This is a genomic window from Halomonas sp. IOP_6, from assembly GCF_021151565.1.
Lineage (GTDB): Bacteria > Pseudomonadota > Gammaproteobacteria > Pseudomonadales > Halomonadaceae > Vreelandella > Vreelandella alkaliphila.
On the sequence record NZ_JAIRBO010000002.1, the window covers coordinates 65698 to 86444 of the forward strand.

Below are 20747 nucleotides of genomic sequence, written 5' to 3' on the forward strand. Positions count from 1 at the left end.
CATGAGGAAAAGGTATATTCCCATTGGTCAGCAATCAAATCGATGCCAATCATGGATAATATTGATCATTTCAATTTACGCTCCTTCGACCTCAATCTTATGGTCGCGTTTGACGCAATGATGCAAGAGCTGAGTGTCACCAAATCTGCCGAGAAACTCCGTATTGGTCAGTCGGCAATGAGTCATAATTTATCGACACTGCGGATGTTATTGCAGGACGATCTTTTCGTTCGTGTCGGGCAGAAAATGCAGCCAACGGCCAAAGCCCGAGCGCTGGCTGGGCCGGTGCGAGTAGCGTTGACACAGGCGCAAAATGCGCTTCAGTCATCGGATAGTTTTGAGCCGCAAACAGCAGACCGGATTTTTCGGGTGGGTATTGCCAGTGAAATGGAGATGGTTCTGCTACCTGCCTTGATGGATCGGTTGCAATCAACGGCACCGGGGGTTCGGCTGCTAAGCCGTGCGATTACGGTCGAAACAGTGGATATGATGATGGATTCGGGCGAAATTGATTTGGCTATTGGCTGTAAACAGTCTCGTCATCTAGGAGAGATCCTGTTCGAATCTAACATAGCATGCTGCTTTAATGCCGATCTCTGTCGATTGGTACCGCCATTATCGCGTGACGATTATCTTGGCGCACGGCATGCTGTTCTGTCCCAGACGGCAAATGTCGCGGGCTGTGTTGGTGATGCTTTGGAAGCATTGGGAATAGAGCTCAATGTCATCTTAGCGGCGCCTGATTTTATGCCGCTGCTTGCTGCAGCACGCAATGCACCTGTCGTGGCAACAGTGCCTAGAAGGATTGCCGTGCAGTATGCACCGTTATTCGGGCTTGCATTTTGTGAAATGCCGATTTCACTTAATTTCCCACCGGTAACTATGAATTGGGCGATATGGACGGACAAGGATGTCGGACTGAGTTGGTTGCGAGATCAAATCAGGTTAGTGATTGACGATATCTCTCGGAGTTAATTGGCCATTACTGCATAGTAATTCATGAAAGCTTGCTGAATACAGCTCCCATTGAAAAGCCGACATTCGCTTCCCCAAAAGCATATCGCAGCGGGCTGAGAGCTAATGAGGGGGGGGAAGTCTGCTTTTTACGATCTCTTTTCATCTGGCCGTTCTTTTCGGCTGATTCCATTGCGTGCTACCGCGTTTCAGTGGTGGCGATGCGTCTAATGCTCTGTTACCGCTATATAACCAGCCTTTTTCAGGGTTTGGCTAATACTTCTTTGTGGAATACTTAGGCCTATTTTTCTAATGCGTCTGATAAGCACAGTGTACGTGCAGGCGTGTGGGCGATATACGCCAACCAGATATAAAAACGATTAGGCGCCAAGCGCCTGCGAACTTTCAGTGGAGAAGTGCTCAATGGCGATATCATCAGCCGATATTCTTAAGTCGACCCAGCCTGGCGTGATGAACGGCCACCTGCTCAATGGCGTCAGGGTGAGTTCAGTGGACTCACAGGGCGACTGGCAAGCGTTCGCTGACACCCAAGAGGGTGTGGCGCGCATAGAAATACCGACTGATCCGCAGGCACGCCTTGCTTTCGTTCGCCGTTGGATGGCGAAAAACCAAAAAGTGTTGAAGCGTGGTGGAATGGCGGCAACGCTAGTACTGCCGCTGATGGCTCAGCAGGCGATGGCTGATGACATGGTCGCTGTTAATGACCTGCAAGGGGTTGATGAGGTTATTCGCCAGCCTAATGGCAGCCTGACATTGGTAATGGATAACGGCCAACGTATTTATCTAGCGGCTGCCGATGTTGAACTTGAGGGCGGCCGTGTGGTGGTCGATATCACAGCGCTCATGGAAAAGTTGGATGCCGACAGCGGCCTTCTTGTGCCGTTAAGCCAGTTGCCCAATGTGCAGACCTGGGAGCTGTTGCCTGATGGTAATGTAATGATTACCCGCGCAGATGGCTCGCTGTTGCTCGTGGAGCGTGGCGCCGTGGTTCAACAGGGTGATCTTTTGTTAATCAGCCCGAGCAGTGCGTTGCAGCAAGGTGTGGCAGAAAGCACTGACTTTGGCACGCTGCTCTTTGTGCCTAGTGCGTCTTTTTCACCTAGCGTTAGCGGCAGCGAAACCACGCCAAGTAATGCAAATGCCACAAGCGGTAGCAGCACCCCAGTTAGCTCTTTTGGCGATATTCCTCCCTGGCTTTACCTCGGTGGTGGGGCGTTGGCGTTAGGTGCGGCCGCAGCAGGTGGCGGCGGCGGCGGGGGAGGTGGTGATTCCTCAACACCGCCTGCACCAGAACCAACTACGACCAGCGGCTATGTGATTGATGGCTATATTGCTGGTGCCACCGTTACTCGTGCCGTCAATGCTAATCAAGTGGAAACCGACAATAGCGGTTTCTTCAGTGGCCTGCAGGGCAGCGGTATCTTGACGGCCACAGGTGGCGTTGATATTGCCACTGGGCTGCCGTTCAACGGGGTGTTGCGAGCGCCAGAAGATGCCACGGTGATCACGCCGTTGACCACCATGATGGTTCAGTTATCAGCGCAGTTCGATATTAACGACGCCACATCACAAAGTGTCATTAAAACTGCATTGGGATTAGATGAACGCGTTGATTTGCTGACTACCGATCCACTGGGCGATCAATCCGCTAGCGTTGAGTTGCTTGTCGCGGGTGTTAAAGTTGCTGGCTTGCTAGCGATGGCCGACAGTGCGGGCATTAGCAGTAGCGACGCGCTTTCACTACTTGCCAACGCACTCAATCAAGCCAATGAAGCGGGGCGTGAGCTGACCAATCAGCAAATGGCTGATGCATTAGGGCTGCCTTCTATTGCCGGCCAGGTAAAACAAGCGCTAGACGCTATTGATAACGCCGGGGCAGACGTTAATCTTGATGCTTATCGGGACGGCGACAGCAACCCACTTCGCGATGCTCAACAAGCGGTTCAAAACCCCAACAGCGATCTTTCTAATACGATTGATGTTCGCGCTGATCTTCCTTATCTCACGCTTCAAACCGCGGTTAATCTTGCGCAAAAAGGAGACTTGCCCTCTCAGTACTTGATCAACCCTGATCAGGCGTTCTCTGCGGGTACGTTGGGATTGACCGTTGCCGCCGACCGCTTGGCGCTGGTGGAGAAGATCTTAGCAGGTGATTACGATGTTGGAACGGCGCCTATCGAGCTTTCCGACATTTACACTTGGTCAATTCGCGCTAGCGTCGAAGATGTGTTGGTGACTGGCGGTTTGGAGCGCCCCGCCGTTTTAGGTGCTGAGCGCGTTACGCTAACGGATGAAACGATCCGGCCGGACCAGTTCGCAGACTTGAATACGCTGGATAACTTTGTGCTTGGCAGCACCGTGGTGCCTTACACGCTTGAAGAGGCGCTGAAAACGGCAGAAATGCCCGCAAACTACACGTTAGATCCAGAAACGCCGTTTGTTAATAATGAATTAAGCCTGCGTGAAGCGGCAGAGCTTATTGATGAAACACGGCTGTTAACGGATCGCGCGCTGAACACTGGGGATGATGGTTTAACACGTGAGATGTTGTTGAACTGGACCATCCTCGATAGTTTTGACAACGTGATAAACGCTTCCAGTGCTGACCCGCAGCTTAATGAGGCCCGCCGTGTCAGTGTCACAGAAGCCGTCATTACGCCAGAGCAATTTAAGCAGCTCGATGCGCTGAGCAATTTCGAGCTAGGTGCCACAGAAGTAGGCTATACGCTTGCACAAGCTCTTGATGCAGCACCGCTGGCCAGCAACTACATCATTGATCTCGATGCTCCTCTTAATGTCGGTACCGTGACCGTCGCACAAGCCGCTTCAGCCTTTGCCGATGTTTCGCGTGTTTTGGAAGGTGCCAACAATCAACCGCCACTGACGCTATTTCAATGGGCCGTCAGTGATAGTGCTAGTGCCATTATTGCGGATATCAACGATGGCCACGTCGCTGGCGCTAACCCCGTCACGATTAGTGACCGTGCTATAACCGTTGATGAGTTTGACCAGCTTAATACGCTGGATAACTTCCAGCTAGGCGACACCGTTGTAGGCTACACCCTGGCACAAGCAATCGCTGCTGACGTGCTTGCCGATAACTACGAAATCGCCCAACAGCCGCCCTTTAATGCGGGCAGTGTTAGTGTGTTGGAAGCAGAAGATACGCTCGCGACCGTAGAAAACATTCTGGCGAATGCGCTGAACCCAGAAACGCCCAATGTCGATCAACTCTTCAACTGGACAGTGCTTGATACGGTTGACGCTATTTTGGATGCGGGTGATGTTGCCCATTTACTGCGTGCCAATGCCGTCAACGTTAGCGATGGTGTGATTACCTTGGCACAGTATGAAGCCCTAACAGGACTTCAGAGCAATTACGTACGCAGCGGAGAAACCGTTGAGTACACCCTTTCAAGCGCCATTGCTGCTGACAATAGTGATTCGCTGCTCAATAATTATGCGATCAATCTAGAGGCGATTCGTGAGGCTGGCGAAGTCACCGTGGAAGACGCACGTGACGCGTATACCCAGGTCGTCGAGTTGGCGAAAAACGCTGAAAATAGTGCTGAACTGAGCGAAAACCTGCCATTTAGCTGGGTAGTGGTCGATAACGCCAATACTATCATTGGTGATATTGCTGAAGATCACGTGATGTTGGCGGATCAGGTGCGTGTCGCCAATGTAGGAATTAATCAATCCCAGTACGAACGCTTGGCCATGTTAGAAAACTTTGAACTGGCCGCCACGGTTGTTCGCTATACCTTAGAAGGTGCTATCAGTACCGACATTGAACTAGCGGACAACTATCAAATTGCACCAGATGTTTACAGCCCAGGAGAGCTCAGCGTTGCTGGTGCTAGTTCTGAGCTTGCTCGTGTTGAAGACATAATAAGCGGCGCCAATAACGCCGATGGGCTAGACGCTGACGAGCTATTCAACTGGGTGATTAATGATACTGCTGAGGCGATTTTAGCCGTTGAGCAGGGTGCATTGCATATCGCCCTTGCTGACGAACTTCGTGTCACCGACCCAACGATTAGCATCGGCGAATACAATGCGCTGTTAGCGATTGAAAGCGATAATGTCGGCTACCTGCGTGGCGACGAGCAGGTGGAGTACACGCTAGCACAGGCGTTTAGCGTCGGTATCGACGATGTCGTGGCTAATTACATCATCAGTACTGGCGCGTTATTTGCCCCGCAGCCATTGACTGCACAGTCTGCTATTAATGATCTGGCCGCTGTGCGCCAACTGCTAGATAGCGCCGAAAACGCGCCGAACCTCGGCAGCGTTTATACCTGGAGCGTGCTTGATAGCTACACTAATATCCAGGCGCAGTTAAGGGCTAATCTCCCTGAAGGGTTGCAGCTTGCGGATACCATTCAAGTCACTAACCTCACCTTAACCGCAGCACAATATGAGCGTTTGGATACGACGCTGAACAACTTTAGCTTAGGTGATACGACCGCAGTAACCTATGCCGATATTAGCGATGCGCTGCGTGCCGAAGAGGCCGATCTGCTCGCACCAGCAGGGCGTTTTAGTCTGCTAGATGACACGACAGCCAGGGTGGAAACCTTAACTGTCGTAGACTCCGCCGACACCTTGGCAAATATCCGCACGGTATTGGAAGCGGCTAACGGTCTTGAAAATAACAATGAAACCGTTCAAACCCTGTTTGACTGGACGGTAAGCGACACAGCTGACAACGTTATTCGTGCGATCAATCAGAGCCACGTAACGCTGGCTGGCAATGTCACGATTACGGATGATCAAATCACCTACGCGCAATATCAGTCGTTGACGACCCTAGGTAACTATCAGTATGCCGATGACCCCATTGAGGTGCTGTATACCCTAGAAGAAGCATTAGAGATCATTGACGAAGAGGGTGTTGAAAGTCTCAATAAAGATCCAAGCGATAACAGTGTGGGTTATCGCATTGCTGATGAAGAGCTGTCCGTGGGTACCTTCACCGCTGCTGACGTTAAACCGTTGGTGGATAAAGCACTATCTGCACTGGCAAATGCCAATGGGCCCACGCCAGCAGTAAATGCACTACTGAAATGGACGGTTGTTGATACGGCAGCTGCCTTGCTAGAGGCTCAGGCTGGCACTGAATTCCCGTTGCATATCACTGGCGCAGAGCAGGTATCAGTTAATAACGACATTCTAGCGATTGCTGATTTACAGCGTTTACAACGGTTAGATAATTTTGAGCTTGGCGATACGCCCGTGCGATTTATCTTAACCAGTAACTTAACGCTGAATCAGATTGAAAGCATTGCCAATAGCTATGAAATCTCCCCAAACAGTGGTGAGCTACCCAATTTCTCACTTGCTACGGTTGCTGATGCACAAGCCCGATATCAGTCGGTTCAGGCAATTGTCGATGGTGCGCTAAACAGCCGTGATGTCAGTGTGGAAGTGCTGCAAACGTGGAGTATTACCAGGGCTCAGGCGGATGATTTATTAGCGGCGAGTGATGAAGCGTGGGTAACGGGCGCTACTACTATCGGCTTGGAGTTGGGAGCTGATGAGCTCCTGAGCGCCGAGCAGTACGAGGCGTTTGTCGCGCTAGGCAATGTGACGCTCGATAGCGTGGAAGTGGGTTACTCCTTACAAGAAGCGGTTGCCGTAATAAATGCCGGAGAGGTATTGCCTGCCAGCACCGATGAGCGCCCGGGTAGCTACCAAGTGCTGGCTGACCAGCTTTTTGATGCCTCCTCGTTAACCGTCGCGGAAGGTGAGCAACTGCTAGCCACCGTCGCCTCCATTATGGCAGGTGCCAACAATGCCGCTGAGCTGGACCGCGAAACGTTGCTGAACTGGGTGGTGGAAGATAGTGTCCAGCAGCTCATGGACGCTATCGATAGTGACGTACTATTAGCGGCGAGCAGTGTACGCGTCAATACTGATGAGATCGGTTATCAAGATTTTGAAGTGCTCAGCGAGCTAAAGAACTTTGACCAAACAGGGCTAACGGTGTCTTACCCCCTAGCGGATCTGGTACAGCGCTCTATCAGCGGGGGAAGCATCCCTGAAAATTACGCGTTAGAGACCGATCAAAGCGCATTTTTTGATGCTGGATTGTTGGATGTTCGCGCGGCGAAGGAGCTATTTGATACCGCCAGTACACTGCTGGACGGCGCGGTAAATAACGACGTGCCTCTCTCCTCGCTAACCTCATGGGTAGTGCAGGATACCTACAGCAATATCTACACCCTTAATGTCGCAGGCAATGGTGGGGTTCCTGCTGATTTTCTAGTCGATGATGCCGCAAGCATTGTCGTCATTGATGACCCGCTTAACAGTGACGATGAGCAGGATCTGAATATTGCCTTTACGGTCAATGGCTACGAGCATCAGCCGGGTGCTGAAGTCGGAGGAAGCATTGATCAACTTGCCCAAACCTTTACGGTGGATGGTCAGCCTGGTGGCGAGGTGATGAGCATCACCGACTTCCGCGTCGGTGATGTGCCAGGTGCTGACGAGTTACGCGTTGACCTGACCGCCGATGAGTTCGCAGCACTGCGCGGCGAGGGGACTGGACTTGTGATCAGCGAAGAGGTGCAAGCGCTAGACGTTAATGACGCCTTCGCCGTGTTCACGACCGCTGAATTTGAAAGCGGTGTTGATTGGCTTGATCAACTTGGCCTGGAAACCGGTGACGTGGTGTATCTCTTAGCCGGAGATGGCAATACGCCAGACATCGCCGATGATGCGCTGCTGCAGCGTGTGGAAGCACTCTCAAACAGTGCGTTTGATACAGACACGCTAGCGTCGTTCGAGGCTATTAATCTTGGCGACTTTGACAACGTTAACTGGAATACCAATTACAACACGATGACCTAATGACATTGCCAAAGCGGTACTGGACTAGCTTAGCAGCTACCGCTTTTTACAGATCAGCGTAGTTATCTGTAACTAGCCATTAGTTAAATTGCTTTACGCAAAAAGAGAGCGTTAGCCAAGCGTTAGCGTTCTCTCGCTTTTCTATGGTCAGCCGTTTTATAGTGCAATCGTCAACGTAGAACCAAACGGTACGTCCATGGTCCAGTTTGAGCTGCATAACCGTAATTTAGCCCCCGAACAGGTATCCCACTCACACGATTTTCACCAGTTAATTCTGGCAACGTGTGGCGTGACTGAGCTTGCTATGGAAGGGCAGAGCGAGCGTGTCACGGCACGCCGTGGCTGCTTGATCCCGTCTTCTCGACACCATGAGTACCAAGGCGATGGCAGTAACCGCACGCTGGTGTTGGACATTCCTGTTAAGCACTTGGCGGTGTTGGAAAAAGGCAGTGAAATCGAGCGGCTATTCGACAAACCACGTTTTTTTACCGTACCTCCGGCGCTTAATCAGCTGACCCATGCCTTAGCGAACCAGTTGGAGCAGTGCCCCGCGCTGCAAAATGAAATTGCCGTGCTGCTGCTTCGAGCGCTGTATATGTACCTTCAAGATGAGCCGAAGCAAGTTGCTGACCAGATCGGTGTTCGCTGTATCAGCGAACGGCTTGACCTGGAAAGGCTGGATGCGTGGCTGGATCAGCACTTGGCGGACGATATTCGGGTTGAGCAATTAGCCGCATTATGTGCGCTAAGCCCTGGGCATTTTCATGCCTGTTTTCGTGACCTAACCGGTGTGACGCCATTAGCATATGTTCAGCGCAGACGGCTTGAACACGCTCGTACGCTGGTTCGGCACAGCGCACTAAGCCTTGGCCATATTGCCATGCTGGTTGGCTTCCGCGACCAAGGAAGCTTTTCTCGCGCCTATCGGCGTTACTTTGAGATTGCCCCCTCCTCAGACCGTTAGCTTGGCAAACAGAAATCATTGCTCGATGAGTTACAACACTTACGGGCAAATTTGCCAGAGTTTCGGGCAAGCACGCCGCTCATCATCATCGTAGTCTCAAGAGGAACCTCATTTTCCTTGGAGAGACACCATGAGCGTTACCTATCAAGACAGCAATGCCCGCATGAGCCAAGTCGCGATTCACAACGGCACCGTTTATCTCGCTGGCCAAGTGCCCAGCGATGCAACGGCTGATATGCGTGGCCAGACCGAGCAAGTGCTCGCGCGCATTGACCAACTGTTAGCCCAGGCAGGCACCTCGAAAGAGCAGCTTATCTCGGCGCAAATTTGGGTCACCAGCATGGCCGAGTTTGACCAAATGAATGCTGCTTGGGATGCCTGGGTAGTGCCTGGACGCCCGCCTGTACGTGCAGCGATTGAAGCCAAGCTTGCCAAGCCGGAGTGGAAAGTAGAAATCATGGTTGTTGCTGCGCTGCCGGAGGCTTGATATGCGGGTTGTGTCTGCGGCGGAAGTGGAACGCTATCTAACCTGGGAAGGTTTGATTAAGCGGCTACATACCACCTTTGTGAACGGCGTTGAATCTCCGCCACGCCATCATCACGCGATGCATCGCCCCGACGGTGAAGCCACCATGCTGCTGATGCCTGCCTGGGAGCCAGCAGGCTATATCGGCGTCAAAATGGTCAACGTCTTTCCTCAGAACGCCCAGCACAATATTCCTGCTATTTCAGGGCTGTATTTGCTTAGTGAAGGTAAACACGGCCAACCACTAGCGTGCATTGATGGTAGCGAACTAACGCGCCGCCGCACAGCTGCTGCCTCTGCCTTGGCGGCACAAGCACTAGCCAACGAGGCGGCGGAAACGCTATTGGTGGTGGGAACTGGCAAGTTGGCCCCTATGGTCATTGAAGCCCATGCCAGCATTCGACCAATCAAACGTGTGTTGGTGTGGGGCAGGAACCCTGAAAAGGCTTCTGCTATCGCCGAGGCCTATGCCGACCGATTTGACACCCAGGTCGTTAGTGATCTGCAAGACGCGGTTGTACAGGCTGATATTGTCAGCTGCGTCACGCTCTCCATAGAGCCGCTAATTAAAGGTGAGTGGTTAACACCGGGCACGCATGTTGACCTTATCGGCGCCTTCCGCCCCCAAATGCGCGAAACCGATGCTGAGTGCCTGCGTCGATCTGTCGTATTTGTGGACACCTATGCAGGGGCTAAGGGCGAAGCCGGCGATATTCTTCAGGCAATCGATGAAGGCGCGTTCCGTTTCGAGGATATCAAGGCAGAGCTTGCTGAGGTGCTTGCGGGAACTAAGCCAGGTCGGCGCTCTGCAGAGGCCATCACGCTGTTTAAGTCAGTTGGCGCATCGCTTGAAGACTTAGCCGCGGCCATTGAAGTGTGGGAGGCCATTAACCAGTAGCTAACAGCCAGTAACTAACAGAGAGCCGAGTAGCTAACAGGGAGCCGAGTAGCTAACAGGGAGCCGTCACGTTCGCCTTCTACGGCTTTAACAATAACGATAATAAAACGATCGCTTACGAGTGGAAACGCCAGTCATAACGCAAACCAGCTAATAACCAAAACGAGGTAAGTTATGAAACCTACACAGTCTTTTTTATTCGCTGCCATGGCGGCTCTGCCACTGGCTATTGCCAGTGCCACCGCCCAGGCGCAGTCCTATGAAATGGTCATCGCCACACAGCTTCCAGAGGATATGAAGAATAACGAAATCTATCCTGCCCTGGTGCATTTCAAAAACCTTGTGGAAGCGCGCACCGATGGAGACCTTGAGGTCTCTATTTTTGGTGGTGGTCAGTTAGGTTCTGAAGTAGAAAACGGCTCAGAAGTGCAGGGTGGTCGTACCCTGCAATCGACCATTATGTCAGCGGGTGCAATGTCGTCGTTTTATGGCGACTACCAAGCGGTAACGGCACCCTTCTTGTTTACCAGCTGGCGCCAAGCGTGGAGCTTCTTTGACAGCGAATGGTTTGCTGACTTCATGTTCGGCACCGTTGAAGATGCCAATATGCGCTACTTAGGTACGTTCGATGATGGCGGTGGTTTTGTGGCCTTCACTAACAACGTGCGCTTGATTGAGACCATGGAGGATCTCGAAGGGCTCAATATCCGTACCGAAGAGAACCCCGCTCACGTGGCTATCATGCGCTCACTTGGTGCTTCTGCCACGCCCCTCCCTTGGGGTGAGCTGATTACTGCCCTTGAAACGGGGCTAGCGGATGGCCAGTTCAACGCTCCTGTGCTGAATACCACGTTCAACTTTGATGCGGTAACGGACTACACCACCCTGACAGGGCATGTGTACAACAGTGCTCCTTGGGTCGTCAGTGAATCCTGGTATCAGTCGCTACCGGAAACGCATCAACAGGCGTTAATCAGCTCTGCCCGCGAAGCGATTCAACTGAGCCACGGTATGTCTGGTGCGCTTGCCACCGCCAGTTGGGTAGAGTCCTGCGAACGTTTTGAAGCTTGCTACCTGATGCCTGATGCCGAGCGGGAACGCATGGCAGAGGTTGCTCGACCCGCTTGGAAAGAGTGGATTGTCGATGACTTCGGTATGGATGAAGCCCGAGTGCAGGGGCTACTTGACGAAGTCGAGCGGGTTGGTCAGCAGCTTGCAGATGATGATCTGCGCATATACGGCCAGTAAGACTTAGCGACGGACAAACGCTGGGGTAGAAAGGCTGCCTCAGCGTGAGGAATCACCATGAGCGTTTTACCCCCGTTACGCCGCCTAAGCGATCACATCAATCAGGCGGCGATTGTATTGTGCGTTGGCTGTATTTTATCGATGTTGGGTATTTCTTTTACCGCCTTTCTCTACAAGCTGTTTACCGGCAGCACGCTGAGCTGGACCTATTCACTGGCTCGGCTTTTTTTGCCATGGATAGGCTTTCTCTCCATGACCATTTCACTTCGCTATGGCGAGCATGTAGCGATGACGCTGCTAGTGCGTAGCCTGCCCAAAATCATGGTGAAAATAGCGGCGGTGATGTGTCTGGCAGTCCTCGGCTTATTTGCACTCATGCTTACTTGGTATGGCTGGGGCTACTTCACCAACGCGACTCAGGTCTACATGGTGTCGGATCAAATCCGCATTCCTAGCAAAGTGACGGCCATTGTTGTTCCTATCAGCGGCCTGATTATGTTGCTGCATCTCGTTCATGGCTTTGCACTGCTTGAGCACTTTACAAGCGAGCATGAGGTGATCGATGAGCTTCTTGAGAGTTCTGAAGGGGAGACCCGACCATGACGCCTACGATTATTGTATTTGTGCTGTTGCTGTTTATTGGGGCTCCCGTGGCGGTCGTCATGGCCATGTCCGGGCTGGCTGGTGGTTTCTCCCTGGGTGGAGAACGCATGCTCGGCATCATTGCTGACCGAATGTTTTCAGGGGTCTCTGGGTTTCTGTTAATTGCGGTGCCTTATTTTATTTTTACCGCCGAACTAATGAATCAGGGCGGACTAACCCATAAGCTGATTGCGTTTAATAATTCGTTATTTGGCCGTGTTCGTGGTGCACTTTCCCACGTCAATATTTCGGTATCGGTGTTTTTTGCCGGGTTAACCGGTGCCGCTGTTACTGACACCGTGGCAATCGGCAAAATCATGATTCCCGAAATGAAAAAGCAGGGCTACGACGCCGAGTACGCGGCCGCCGTTACGGCGTGTTCATCGATTATTGGGCCGATTATTCCACCCAGTGTGGTGATGGTGGTGTATGCAACGTTGCTGCGTGATATTTCGGTGATCGACCTTTTCGCGGGTGGCATTGTACCTGGGCTGTTGATGGCTTTAGCGCTGCTCGGCGTGAGCTTTTTCCTAGCCTGGAAACGGGGTTATCCCAAACAGGCGCCCACGCCGTTTAAAGTAGCGCTGATGTCGTTTGTGGTTGCGCTGCCTGCCATGGTGGTGCCGCTGATTATTCTGGGTGGCATTCTGTCGGGCTTAACCACCATCACTGAAGCCTCTGGGTTTGCGGCGGTGTATGCCATCGTGATTGGCGTCGTATTTTATCGGAATCTCACTTGGCGAAAAATTTGGGATGCGCTGGTCGTGACCGTACGCTTCTCTGGGGTGGTGTTTTTCTTGCTTGCCACCTCGGCGGTACTGGGCTGGTTTGTAACACGCTCAGGGATTGCCAGAGACGCTGCCGGGCTTATTACCACCTTCAGTGATGCCGCCTTCCTACAGTTAATGCTGGTGTGCTTACTACTGTTGGTGATTGGTACGGTAATGGACGTGTTACCTGCGCTCGTAGTGGTTGCGCCCGTACTTGTGCCAGCCATGATTCAGCTGGGTTTTGACCCGCTGCATTTCGCCATATTGATGATTGTGGTGCTTAACGTTTCCAATGTGACTCCCCCAGTAGGGATGACGCTGATGACGGCGGCCCGAATAGCCGAAGTGCCTTATGAGCGGGCCATTGTGGCATCACTACCATTTTATGTGGCTTTTATTGGCGTTATTGTGCTGTTAGCGGCATTTCCAGCGCTTTCAACCTGGATTCCCTCACTACTTTAAAAGGCGGATGTGCAACACATGAAGTGCTTCTACCACCCTGACCAGGACTACCATGCGCCGCCGACCTTTCTGCTGCGTGGACAGCCAGCACCATCACCGGAAGGGCCGGTGCGCGCTGAGCTGCTAAGCAAAGGGTTGGCCGCGGCTGGTTTGAGCCTGACGGCACCTAGTGAAACTGACTCGCCGATGCTGCGTAAACGTCTTGAGCAGATTCATACGCCGCGCTATTTACGCTTTTTGGAAACGATTTATGAGCGTTGGCAAGCACTGCCTAATGCAGCGGCGCTGGTGGCACCGAACGTTCACCCCTGTGGTGGTGCGAGCCACTACCCGAGCCACCCCGTTGGCCAGGCGGGCTGGCATTTGCACGATATGGCCTGCCCTTTAAGCGAAACAAGCTTCCAAGGAGCATTAGCCTCGGCTGCGACAGCCGTGGCTGCAGCGGAGGAAGTGATGAGTGGTGCATCGCTCACCTATCCCCCTCGCGCTTATGCCTTATGCCGCCCACCGGGTCATCACGCGGGGCCGGATAACGCGGGGGGCTTCTGTTTGTTGAATAACGCTGCTCTGGCTGCCAGCGTGCTGCGTGAGAAATTTGCCAAAGTAGCGATCATTGACGTGGATTTGCATCACGGTAATGGTACTCAGGATATTTTCTACTCCCGCGGGGATGTCTGGACTGGCTCTGTACACGTCGACCCAAGCGTTTTTTATCCCTTCTTCTGGGGGGGCGTGGACGAGATAGGGTGCGAAGAGGGTGAAGGTGCCAACGTCAACTTGCCTTTGCCATTGGGCAGTGATGGCGAGACCTATCTTAACGCGGTGGCCACGCTGATTGAGCAACTAAACCGTTACCAGCCAGAGGCGGTCGTGGTGTCTTTGGGGCTGGATGTCCACAAGGATGATCCGCTTGCCGGGTTAAGCGTGGAAACCGAAGCCTTTGTGGCATTGGGTGAGCTGTTGAGCGGTTTGTCGCAGCCCACCGTGGTGATTCAAGAGGGCGGCTATCCGACTGAGCAGCTAAGCGCTAACCTTGCCGCCTTTATGCGCGGTTATCAGAGAAGTTGAGAGACGCTCAATGAGTAAGACAGGGTTTTACTGGCACGAACGCTGCTTTTGGCACGACCAGGGGGCAATTGGTGTTTTTTCTGCTTCCGGTGAATTTCTGCAGCCGCAGCCTGCTTCGGAAAGCCCCGAAAGCAAGCGGCGACTGAAGAATATTCTTGAAGTCAGCGGTCTGATAGATGAACTGAGGGTGGTCAAACCACCCGTTGTCGCGCAGGAAGACCTGCTGCGCTTTCACACCCCACGTTATCTGCAAATGCTTGCGGAAGCCGATGCGAGTGGCGGTGGCAATGGCGGTGACTGCGCGCCCTTTAAACCTGGTAGCTGGGCCGCCGCAAGGCACTCCGCGGGGCTTGCCGTCGCAGCGGTAGAGGACGTGGCGCTTGGGCATGTTAATAACGCTTATGCACTTTGCCGCCCTCCGGGGCATCACGCCGAGGCAGATCAGGGGCGTGGTTTCTGTTTGCTGGGTAATATCCCGGTAGCGGTGATGCGTGCCCGAGCCTTGGGGCAAGTGAAGCGGGTAGCGATTCTTGATTGGGACGTGCACCACGGTAATAGCCAGCAGTCGGCGTTTTACGCCGAGCCTGAGGTGTTCACCGTTTCCGTTCACCAAGCCGCGAACTATCCCCTTGATACAGGCAGTTTTGAAGAGCAGGGAGAAGGCGAAGGGCTAGGGGCGAATCTTAACCTACCGCTGCCGCCGGGCTGTGGTTTGGGCGCTTATCGCTATGCGATGGAGTCGCTGGTGTTGCCAGCACTGGAAGCGTTTAACCCAGACTTAATCGTAGTGGCCTGTGGCTATGATGCCTGTGCCAAAGACCCGCTAGGTAAGATGCTGCTCAACAGTGCGGCGTTTGCCGAAATGACCGCACAACTAAAGGCGCTTGCCGCCCGTTGCTGTCAGGGGAAGCTAGTCTTCGTCCATGAAGGTGGTTACTCAGAAGGCTATGTACCGCTATGCGGACATAGCGTTATTCAAACCTTGGCAGGTAGCACCATTAGTGTCCCCGACCCGCAAAACGATGAAATTGCTGCCTGGGGATATCAAGCCTTACAACCGCACCAGCAAGCGCTAGTCGACGGCTGGCGCCAACAGTGGGAGCAAGTTACGCAATGACACCGCTTTATGATCGTGATGGCTGGATTTGGCAGGATGGTGAATGGCTGGCGTGGCGAGAGGCCAAGGTTCATGTGTTTACCCATACGCTGCACTATGGAATGGGCTGCTTTGAGGGTGTGCGCGCCTATGAAGGGGAGCAAGGAGCGGCACTGTTTCGCGTGGCTGAGCATACCCGCCGCTTAGCAGAGAGCGCCCACTCCTTAGATATTCCGATCGCTTTTAGCGAAGAGGCGCTGATCGAAGCTCAGCAGGAGTGCCTGCGTAAAAATCAGCTAACGAACGCTTATCTCAAGCCAACGGTTTTTCTTGGCGCGGAAGGCCTTGGCCTACGGGCCAAAGGATTAAGCACCCATGTGATGATTGCTGCCTGGGACCTTGGGCCGTATCTGTCGCCGCAGGCAACTCGCTGTGGGTTACGTGCGCTGACGTCTTCCTGGGCGCGCCACCACGTCAATATCAGCCTGTGCCGTGCCAAGACCAGCGGTCATTATGTGAATTCGATGCTGGCGCTGAATACCGCCGTGAAAGCAGGGTTTGATGAAACCATCATGCTCGATCCGGAAGGCTATGTGGCCGAAGCATCCGCCGCTAATGTTTTCTTATTGCGCGATGGTGTACTGCACACGCCTGAAGTAACGTCCTGCTTGCAGGGCATCACCCGCGACAGCGTGATCCAGTTAGCCCGCGAGGCGCTGGGCATTGAAGTGCGCGAACGGCGCATCACTCGCGATGAGCTGTATACCGCTGATGAAGCGTTCTTAACCGGTACCGCTGCGGAAATTCTTCCTCTGCGTGAACTGGATGGCCGCCGCATCGGGGTAAGGGCGGGTGCGCCGGCTGTCGACGCGCCGATACCGGACGACAGTGTGACCGCGCGCTTGAAGCGCCTGTATCGCCAAGCGGTGCGTGGCGAGCTGGCCGCGTTCAAGCACTGGTTAACGCCCGCTTAGGTTTATTGCCCGCTATTCGCTAACGTTTGAAGAATGCCTGACAGCCGTCAGGCATTCTCTTTAATGGCCTGCTCAAGAATCGCCAGCTGCCCTGGCTCCAGAGCATCCGCGACGGCGGTGATGCGTAAGACATGACCAAGCGCTGGGTGAGTGGGGCGGGCGATTAAACGGCCTGCTTCCAGTAGCTCACGGTTTACCCGCTCGGCCAGTTCGGCAGTTGGTAAGCGAATGCCGATAAAGTTGGTGGCGCTAGGCAGTACGTCGGCACCCAGTGCTTGGAAATGAGCCGCTAACTGTTCCCTGCGTGCTTTTACTTCCGCAATATGTTGGTGGACTTCAGCTGGGTGATCGAGCACGATTTCTGCGGCTGCCTGGGTAAAGGTGGATACCGCGTAGTGAATGCGCACCTTCATCATCAAGGCGAGCACATCAGGGTCAGCAATCGCATAGCCAATGCGTAAGCCTGCTAAACCGTGGGCTTTTGACAGAGTGCGTAGGCGAATGACACCTGGAAGTGCCTTGGCAGCGAAGTCACTGTTGGCGTCATCACGAAAATCGCCATACGCCTCATCCAGCAGCAGCCAGCAGGTGTCCGGCAGTGCGTCGCGCAGCTTGAGAATGGCACTGTCGCTATGCAGATGGCCGCTAGGGTTATCGGGGTTGGCTAAATAAACCAGCTGGGCATTTTCCTGGTGTGCTGCCGCCGCTAACGCTTCCAAATCAGGGGCCAGTAGGCCAGGGGCTTCAACATAGCTAGGTTCTACTAAGTGGCAACCCTGGCCTTTCGCAAAGTAACCAAAGGTTGGGTAAGTGCCCGCCGTACTAACCACGGTGTCGCCCGGTGTGCAAGTGGTGCGTAGCGCTAACGCGATTAGGCTATCGGCGCCGGCATCTACCAGCAGGTGATCGAGCGGTATGCCCTGCTGGGCGCTAAGCCGCTGGCGAACGCCGAGAGCTTCCGCATCGCCGTAACAATACACATGCTCGGCGACAGCATCGCCAAAATGTTCACGTAGCGCACGATGGGGCATGTCCAGCCCTTCATTAGAGCCCAATCGATGAGGGATTTCGCGGCCAATGCGGCGCTCCAAAACTTTAATCCCAGGAAACGGATTAAGGGGACCTTCACCAGTAAGATGATGGGGGTAGGAGGGCATATCGATATCCTAATAGTGAAAATTTTCAGCTCAAAATTTTACCGCGATTAAGCAACTGGTGTGGGTCAAACGCCTGCTTCAGTGTGTGCATTAATTCAATTTCCGCCTGAGAGCGGCAGGTGCTAAGCCAGGGGCGTTTTTCCAAACCAATGCCATGCTCTGCTGAAACAGAGCCTCCCAGCGCTTTAAGTGGCTCGTAAACCAGTGTTTCTACCGCGTGGCGCTCTTCTGGCGCATCGCTGCCAACGCTAACAGAAATATGCAGGTTGCCATCGCCAAGGTGGCCAAATACCACTAGGCGGCCATCTGGCCAGCGTTGTACCAGTTGCTTCTCTAATGCATCGGTATAGCGCTGCATATCGGCAATGGGGAGGCTGACATCAAAGGTGAAGATGGGGGCCAACCCCTTAATGAGCCCTTCAATATCTTCTCGTATCGCCCAGAGACCATCGCGTTGAGTGCTTGATTGGGCAATCACCGCATCGACGATTAAGTCGTGTTCAAATGCCTGTTCAAGCGCTTCGCGGAACTGCTCTGCATGGTGAGTTTCATCGTTGCCGAGCGATTCGATAATCACATAAAAGGGGTGCTCTGGTGGAATCGGGGGCGTGTGCCTCGCCAGCGTTTCGGTGAGCAGGCGATAGTGGTTTTGCCACATTACCTCAAACGCCCCCAGGCCACCCCCAAGCGCTTTGCCCATATGGCTTAATAGCCCGGTTAGCGCGTCAAACGAGTGGCACGCCACCAGTGCCGTTTGTTCGCTAGGGGTAGGCGGCTGAAGCCGCAGCACGGCGCGGGTAATAATCCCCAGGGTGCCTTCACTGCCAATAAATAGCTGCTTTAAATCAAACCCTGCATTGTTTTTCAGCATGCGATTCATGGAACTGACAACACGCCCGTCGGCCATCACTGCTTCAAGCCCTAGTACTTGCTGGCGCATCATGCCGTAGCGAATCACCCTGACACCGCCAGCATTGGTGGCGATATTGCCGCCAATCGTACAGCTTCCACGTGCGCCTAAATCCAACGGGAACTGAAGACCAACCTCGTTGGCAGCTTCTTGTACTCGCTGAAGGGGGGCGCCTGCTTGTACCGTTATCGTGCCGCCGACCTGATCAATCTCTTCGATAGCGGTCATGCGCTCCAGAGAAATGACTAACTCTTCTGAGCCCGCCTCCGCGCCATGGACTAAACCGGTTAAGCCGCCGTGGGTCACGACGGGCTGTTTAAGCGCATGGCATGCCTGCATGACAGCCGCTAACTGTTCGGTGTCTGCCGGACGCACGATGGCACCTGCTTGGCAGGGCGCGCCGGTCATCCAGTCAACACGGCGACTAGTGACATCATCGCCCGTGAGCACATGGGCAGAACCAACAAGTTTACGCAGCGCCTCCAGGGTTATCTGCATGGGTGTTCCTTGGTAAAGAGGTTAACGATTCAGTGATTAGGCGGTAGCAGCCACTGGCGCTTGACGACCAGGAATCGCATCAAGCAGCGACTGGGTATAGGCCTCTTTCGGTTGAAGGAATATTTGCTCTGCGCTGCCTTGCTCAACAATACGGCCATGCTGCATCACCACGATGCGGTCGCAAATTTGCGCAGCTACCCGTAAATCGTGGGTAATAAATAGCAGTGAAAGCGCCAGCCGTTGTTTCAGTTCTTCAAGCAGTTCAAGCACCTGGGCTTGAATAGATACATCCAGTGCCGAGACCGCTTCATCTGCCACAATAAGCTCAGGGTTTAGCGCTAACGCACGGGCAATGCCAATGCGCTGACGCTGCCCGCCGGAAAACTCATGTGGGTAGCGCTCCACGGCGCTTGCGCCAAGGCCGACTAGATCAAGTAGTTCTCCTGCCTGTTTGAGCGCCATATCTTTGGGTGTGCCATTGGCCATCGGCCCTTGCGCAATCGCCATGCCGACCCGAGTGCGTGGGTTAAGTGAGGCGTAGGGGTCCTGAAAAATCATCTGCACGCGGTGGCGTTCACGACGCAACGCGTCGCCTTTTAGCTGTGAAAGATTAACGCCATCCAGCAACAGTTCACCGCTGTCTGGGTGTTCAAGGCGCACCACACAGCGGCCAAGGGTGGATTTCCCCGATCCCGATTCACCAACAATACCCATGGTCTCGCCACGGGCCAGAGTTAGCGAGATATCATCCAGTGCGCGGACTTCTCGGGCTGGCTTAAACCAGCCCCCGCGTGAACGAAAGACTTTATTAAGCTGTTTGATCTCGAGTAGCGGAGCCACCTGGCTTGTTTCACGGTGGGGCGGCACTGCATTGCTGGGAATGGCGGCAATCAGTGCTTTTGTGTAAGCGTTTTGCGGATTTTTCAGCACCTCTTTGGCTTCGCCGATTTCGACAATTTTACCATGGCGCATGACACAGACGCGGTTGGCAATTTCAGCCACGACCCCAAAATCATGAGTGATAAACATCACCGCCATACCACGGCGGCGCTGTAGGTCACGAATAAGCTCGAGAATCTGCGCCTGGGTAGTCACATCCAGCGCCGTAGTGGGTTCGTCGGCGATCAATAGTACGGGCTCTAGGGCTAATGCCATGGCGATCATTACGCGTTGCCGCTGACCACCGGATAGCTCAAAAGGGTAGGCGCTGATAGCTTTTTCTGGCTGTGGGATACCCACTTCAATCAACAGCTCCAGGGCACGTTCCTGGCGCTGTTTCGGGGTCAGTTGACCATGCGCTTCAAACACCTCGGCGATTTGGGCGCCCACTCGCATTAACGGATTAAGTGCGGTCATGGGTTCCTGAAAAATCATGCCGATTTTAAGGCCGCGCAGGGCACGATGCTGTTTCTCGGTTAGGGTGATGACGTCTTGGCCGAGAAAGTTAACCTCACCTTGAACGGGGCGCACACCTTTAGGGAGCAGGCCCATCACGGTGTTAGCGGCCATTGATTTCCCCGAGCCGGATTCCCCAACCACGCACATGATTTCGCCGCGATTAACGTCGTAGCTAACGTTTTCCACCGCCAAGGCACGGTCGGCCCCTTTGGGGAGCGCCACGCTTAAGTCACGAATGCTAAGCACTGTTTCAGCTGATGGGCTCTGTTTTTTAGAATCAATAGTGACCGTCATGAAGGGCTC

14 protein-coding genes are annotated in these 20747 nt (G+C 53.7%); 11 read left to right on the top strand and 3 right to left on the bottom strand.

The features are described 5' to 3' along the window. Positions 1-51 precede the first annotated feature (51 nt). The 11 genes from K7H08_RS03930 (at position 52) to K7H08_RS03980 (ending at position 16481) form a co-directional block, all read left to right on the top strand. The gene (locus K7H08_RS03930) at positions 52-975 is read left to right on the top strand and encodes a LysR family transcriptional regulator (protein ID WP_231657260.1); all 924 of its coding nucleotides are present in this window, start codon (positions 52-54) and stop codon (positions 973-975) included. 402 nt (positions 976-1377) lie between these two features. Then, on the top strand, positions 1378-7833 hold the full coding sequence (locus K7H08_RS03935) for a calcium-binding protein (protein ID WP_231657261.1): 6456 nt from the start codon (positions 1378-1380) through the stop codon (positions 7831-7833). Between the two features lie 196 nt (positions 7834-8029). Continuing rightward, positions 8030-8797, top strand: a complete 768-nt coding sequence (locus K7H08_RS03940) for a helix-turn-helix transcriptional regulator (RefSeq protein WP_231657262.1) — start codon at positions 8030-8032, stop codon at positions 8795-8797. Between the two features lie 130 nt (positions 8798-8927). After that, on the top strand, positions 8928-9284 hold the full coding sequence (locus K7H08_RS03945; RefSeq protein WP_095602695.1) for a RidA family protein: 357 nt from the start codon (positions 8928-8930) through the stop codon (positions 9282-9284). A gap of 1 nt (position 9285) precedes the next feature. After that, on the top strand, positions 9286-10221 hold the full coding sequence (locus tag K7H08_RS03950) for an ornithine cyclodeaminase family protein (protein ID WP_231657263.1): 936 nt from the start codon (positions 9286-9288) through the stop codon (positions 10219-10221). Positions 10222-10395: 174 nt separating this feature from the next. After that, complete coding sequence (gene dctP, locus K7H08_RS03955) at positions 10396-11469, top strand: TRAP transporter substrate-binding protein DctP (RefSeq protein WP_231657264.1); 1074 nt, start codon at positions 10396-10398, stop codon at positions 11467-11469. A gap of 57 nt (positions 11470-11526) precedes the next feature. Beyond that, complete coding sequence (locus K7H08_RS03960) at positions 11527-12072, top strand: TRAP transporter small permease (protein ID WP_038481514.1); 546 nt, start codon at positions 11527-11529, stop codon at positions 12070-12072. Beyond that, positions 12069-13343: a TRAP transporter large permease gene (locus K7H08_RS03965; protein WP_038481516.1), complete on the top strand. Its 1275-nt coding sequence runs from the start codon at positions 12069-12071 to the stop codon at positions 13341-13343. The genes K7H08_RS03960 and K7H08_RS03965 overlap by 4 nt, the downstream gene beginning before the upstream one ends. Positions 13344-13361: 18 nt before the next feature. Beyond that, positions 13362-14411 carry a histone deacetylase family protein gene (locus tag K7H08_RS03970; RefSeq protein ID WP_095602692.1) on the top strand — a complete coding sequence of 350 codons (1050 nt, stop codon included), beginning with the start codon at positions 13362-13364 and terminating at the stop codon, positions 14409-14411. Between the two features lie 10 nt (positions 14412-14421). Further along, on the top strand, positions 14422-15528 hold the full coding sequence (locus K7H08_RS03975) for a class II histone deacetylase (protein ID WP_231657265.1): 1107 nt from the start codon (positions 14422-14424) through the stop codon (positions 15526-15528). Continuing rightward, positions 15525-16481 (top strand): branched-chain amino acid transaminase, encoded by a 957-nt coding sequence (locus K7H08_RS03980; protein ID WP_120385739.1) that lies wholly within the window; start codon positions 15525-15527, stop codon positions 16479-16481. The genes K7H08_RS03975 and K7H08_RS03980 overlap by 4 nt, the downstream gene beginning before the upstream one ends. Positions 16482-16528: 47 nt before the next feature. Here K7H08_RS03980 and K7H08_RS03985 read toward each other — a convergent pair whose 3' ends face one another. Genes K7H08_RS03985 through K7H08_RS03995 form a run of 3 tightly spaced genes read right to left on the bottom strand, consistent with a single transcriptional unit; the run spans position 16529 to position 20738 of the window. After that, complete coding sequence (locus tag K7H08_RS03985) at positions 16529-17638, bottom strand: pyridoxal phosphate-dependent aminotransferase (RefSeq protein WP_120385738.1); 1110 nt, start codon at positions 17636-17638, stop codon at positions 16529-16531. Positions 17639-17663: 25 nt separating this feature from the next. After that, positions 17664-19046, bottom strand: coding sequence for an FAD-binding oxidoreductase (locus tag K7H08_RS03990; RefSeq protein WP_231657266.1), 1383 nt, complete (start codon positions 19044-19046; stop codon positions 17664-17666). A 36-nt stretch (positions 19047-19082) separates the two neighbouring features. Beyond that, a complete protein-coding gene (locus K7H08_RS03995) occupies positions 19083-20738 on the bottom strand; it encodes an ABC transporter ATP-binding protein (RefSeq protein WP_231657267.1) in 1656 nt (551 codons plus the stop codon). Positions 20739-20747: the final 9 nt, after the last annotated feature.

What these genes read in the sequence shown, in the direction of transcription:
- K7H08_RS03990 (WP_231657266.1), bottom strand. Translation starts at nt 19,046, where the DNA reads ATGCAGATAACCCTGGAGGCGCTGCGTAAACTTGTTGGTTCTGCCCAT.
- K7H08_RS03950 (WP_231657263.1), top strand. Translation starts at nt 9,286, where the DNA reads ATGCGGGTTGTGTCTGCGGCGGAAGTGGAACGCTATCTAACCTGGGAA.
- K7H08_RS03980 (WP_120385739.1), top strand. Translation starts at nt 15,525, where the DNA reads ATGACACCGCTTTATGATCGTGATGGCTGGATTTGGCAGGATGGTGAA.
- K7H08_RS03995 (WP_231657267.1), bottom strand. Translation starts at nt 20,738, where the DNA reads ATGACGGTCACTATTGATTCTAAAAAACAGAGCCCATCAGCTGAAACA.
- K7H08_RS03985 (WP_120385738.1), bottom strand. Translation starts at nt 17,638, where the DNA reads ATGCCCTCCTACCCCCATCATCTTACTGGTGAAGGTCCCCTTAATCCG.
- K7H08_RS03935 (WP_231657261.1), top strand. Translation starts at nt 1,378, where the DNA reads ATGGCGATATCATCAGCCGATATTCTTAAGTCGACCCAGCCTGGCGTG.
- K7H08_RS03975 (WP_231657265.1), top strand. Translation starts at nt 14,422, where the DNA reads ATGAGTAAGACAGGGTTTTACTGGCACGAACGCTGCTTTTGGCACGAC.
- K7H08_RS03930 (WP_231657260.1), top strand. Translation starts at nt 52, where the DNA reads ATGGATAATATTGATCATTTCAATTTACGCTCCTTCGACCTCAATCTT.
- K7H08_RS03940 (WP_231657262.1), top strand. Translation starts at nt 8,030, where the DNA reads ATGGTCCAGTTTGAGCTGCATAACCGTAATTTAGCCCCCGAACAGGTA.
- K7H08_RS03965 (WP_038481516.1), top strand. Translation starts at nt 12,069, where the DNA reads ATGACGCCTACGATTATTGTATTTGTGCTGTTGCTGTTTATTGGGGCT.
- K7H08_RS03960 (WP_038481514.1), top strand. Translation starts at nt 11,527, where the DNA reads ATGAGCGTTTTACCCCCGTTACGCCGCCTAAGCGATCACATCAATCAG.
- K7H08_RS03970 (WP_095602692.1), top strand. Translation starts at nt 13,362, where the DNA reads ATGAAGTGCTTCTACCACCCTGACCAGGACTACCATGCGCCGCCGACC.
- K7H08_RS03945 (WP_095602695.1), top strand. Translation starts at nt 8,928, where the DNA reads ATGAGCGTTACCTATCAAGACAGCAATGCCCGCATGAGCCAAGTCGCG.
- dctP (WP_231657264.1), top strand. Translation starts at nt 10,396, where the DNA reads ATGAAACCTACACAGTCTTTTTTATTCGCTGCCATGGCGGCTCTGCCA.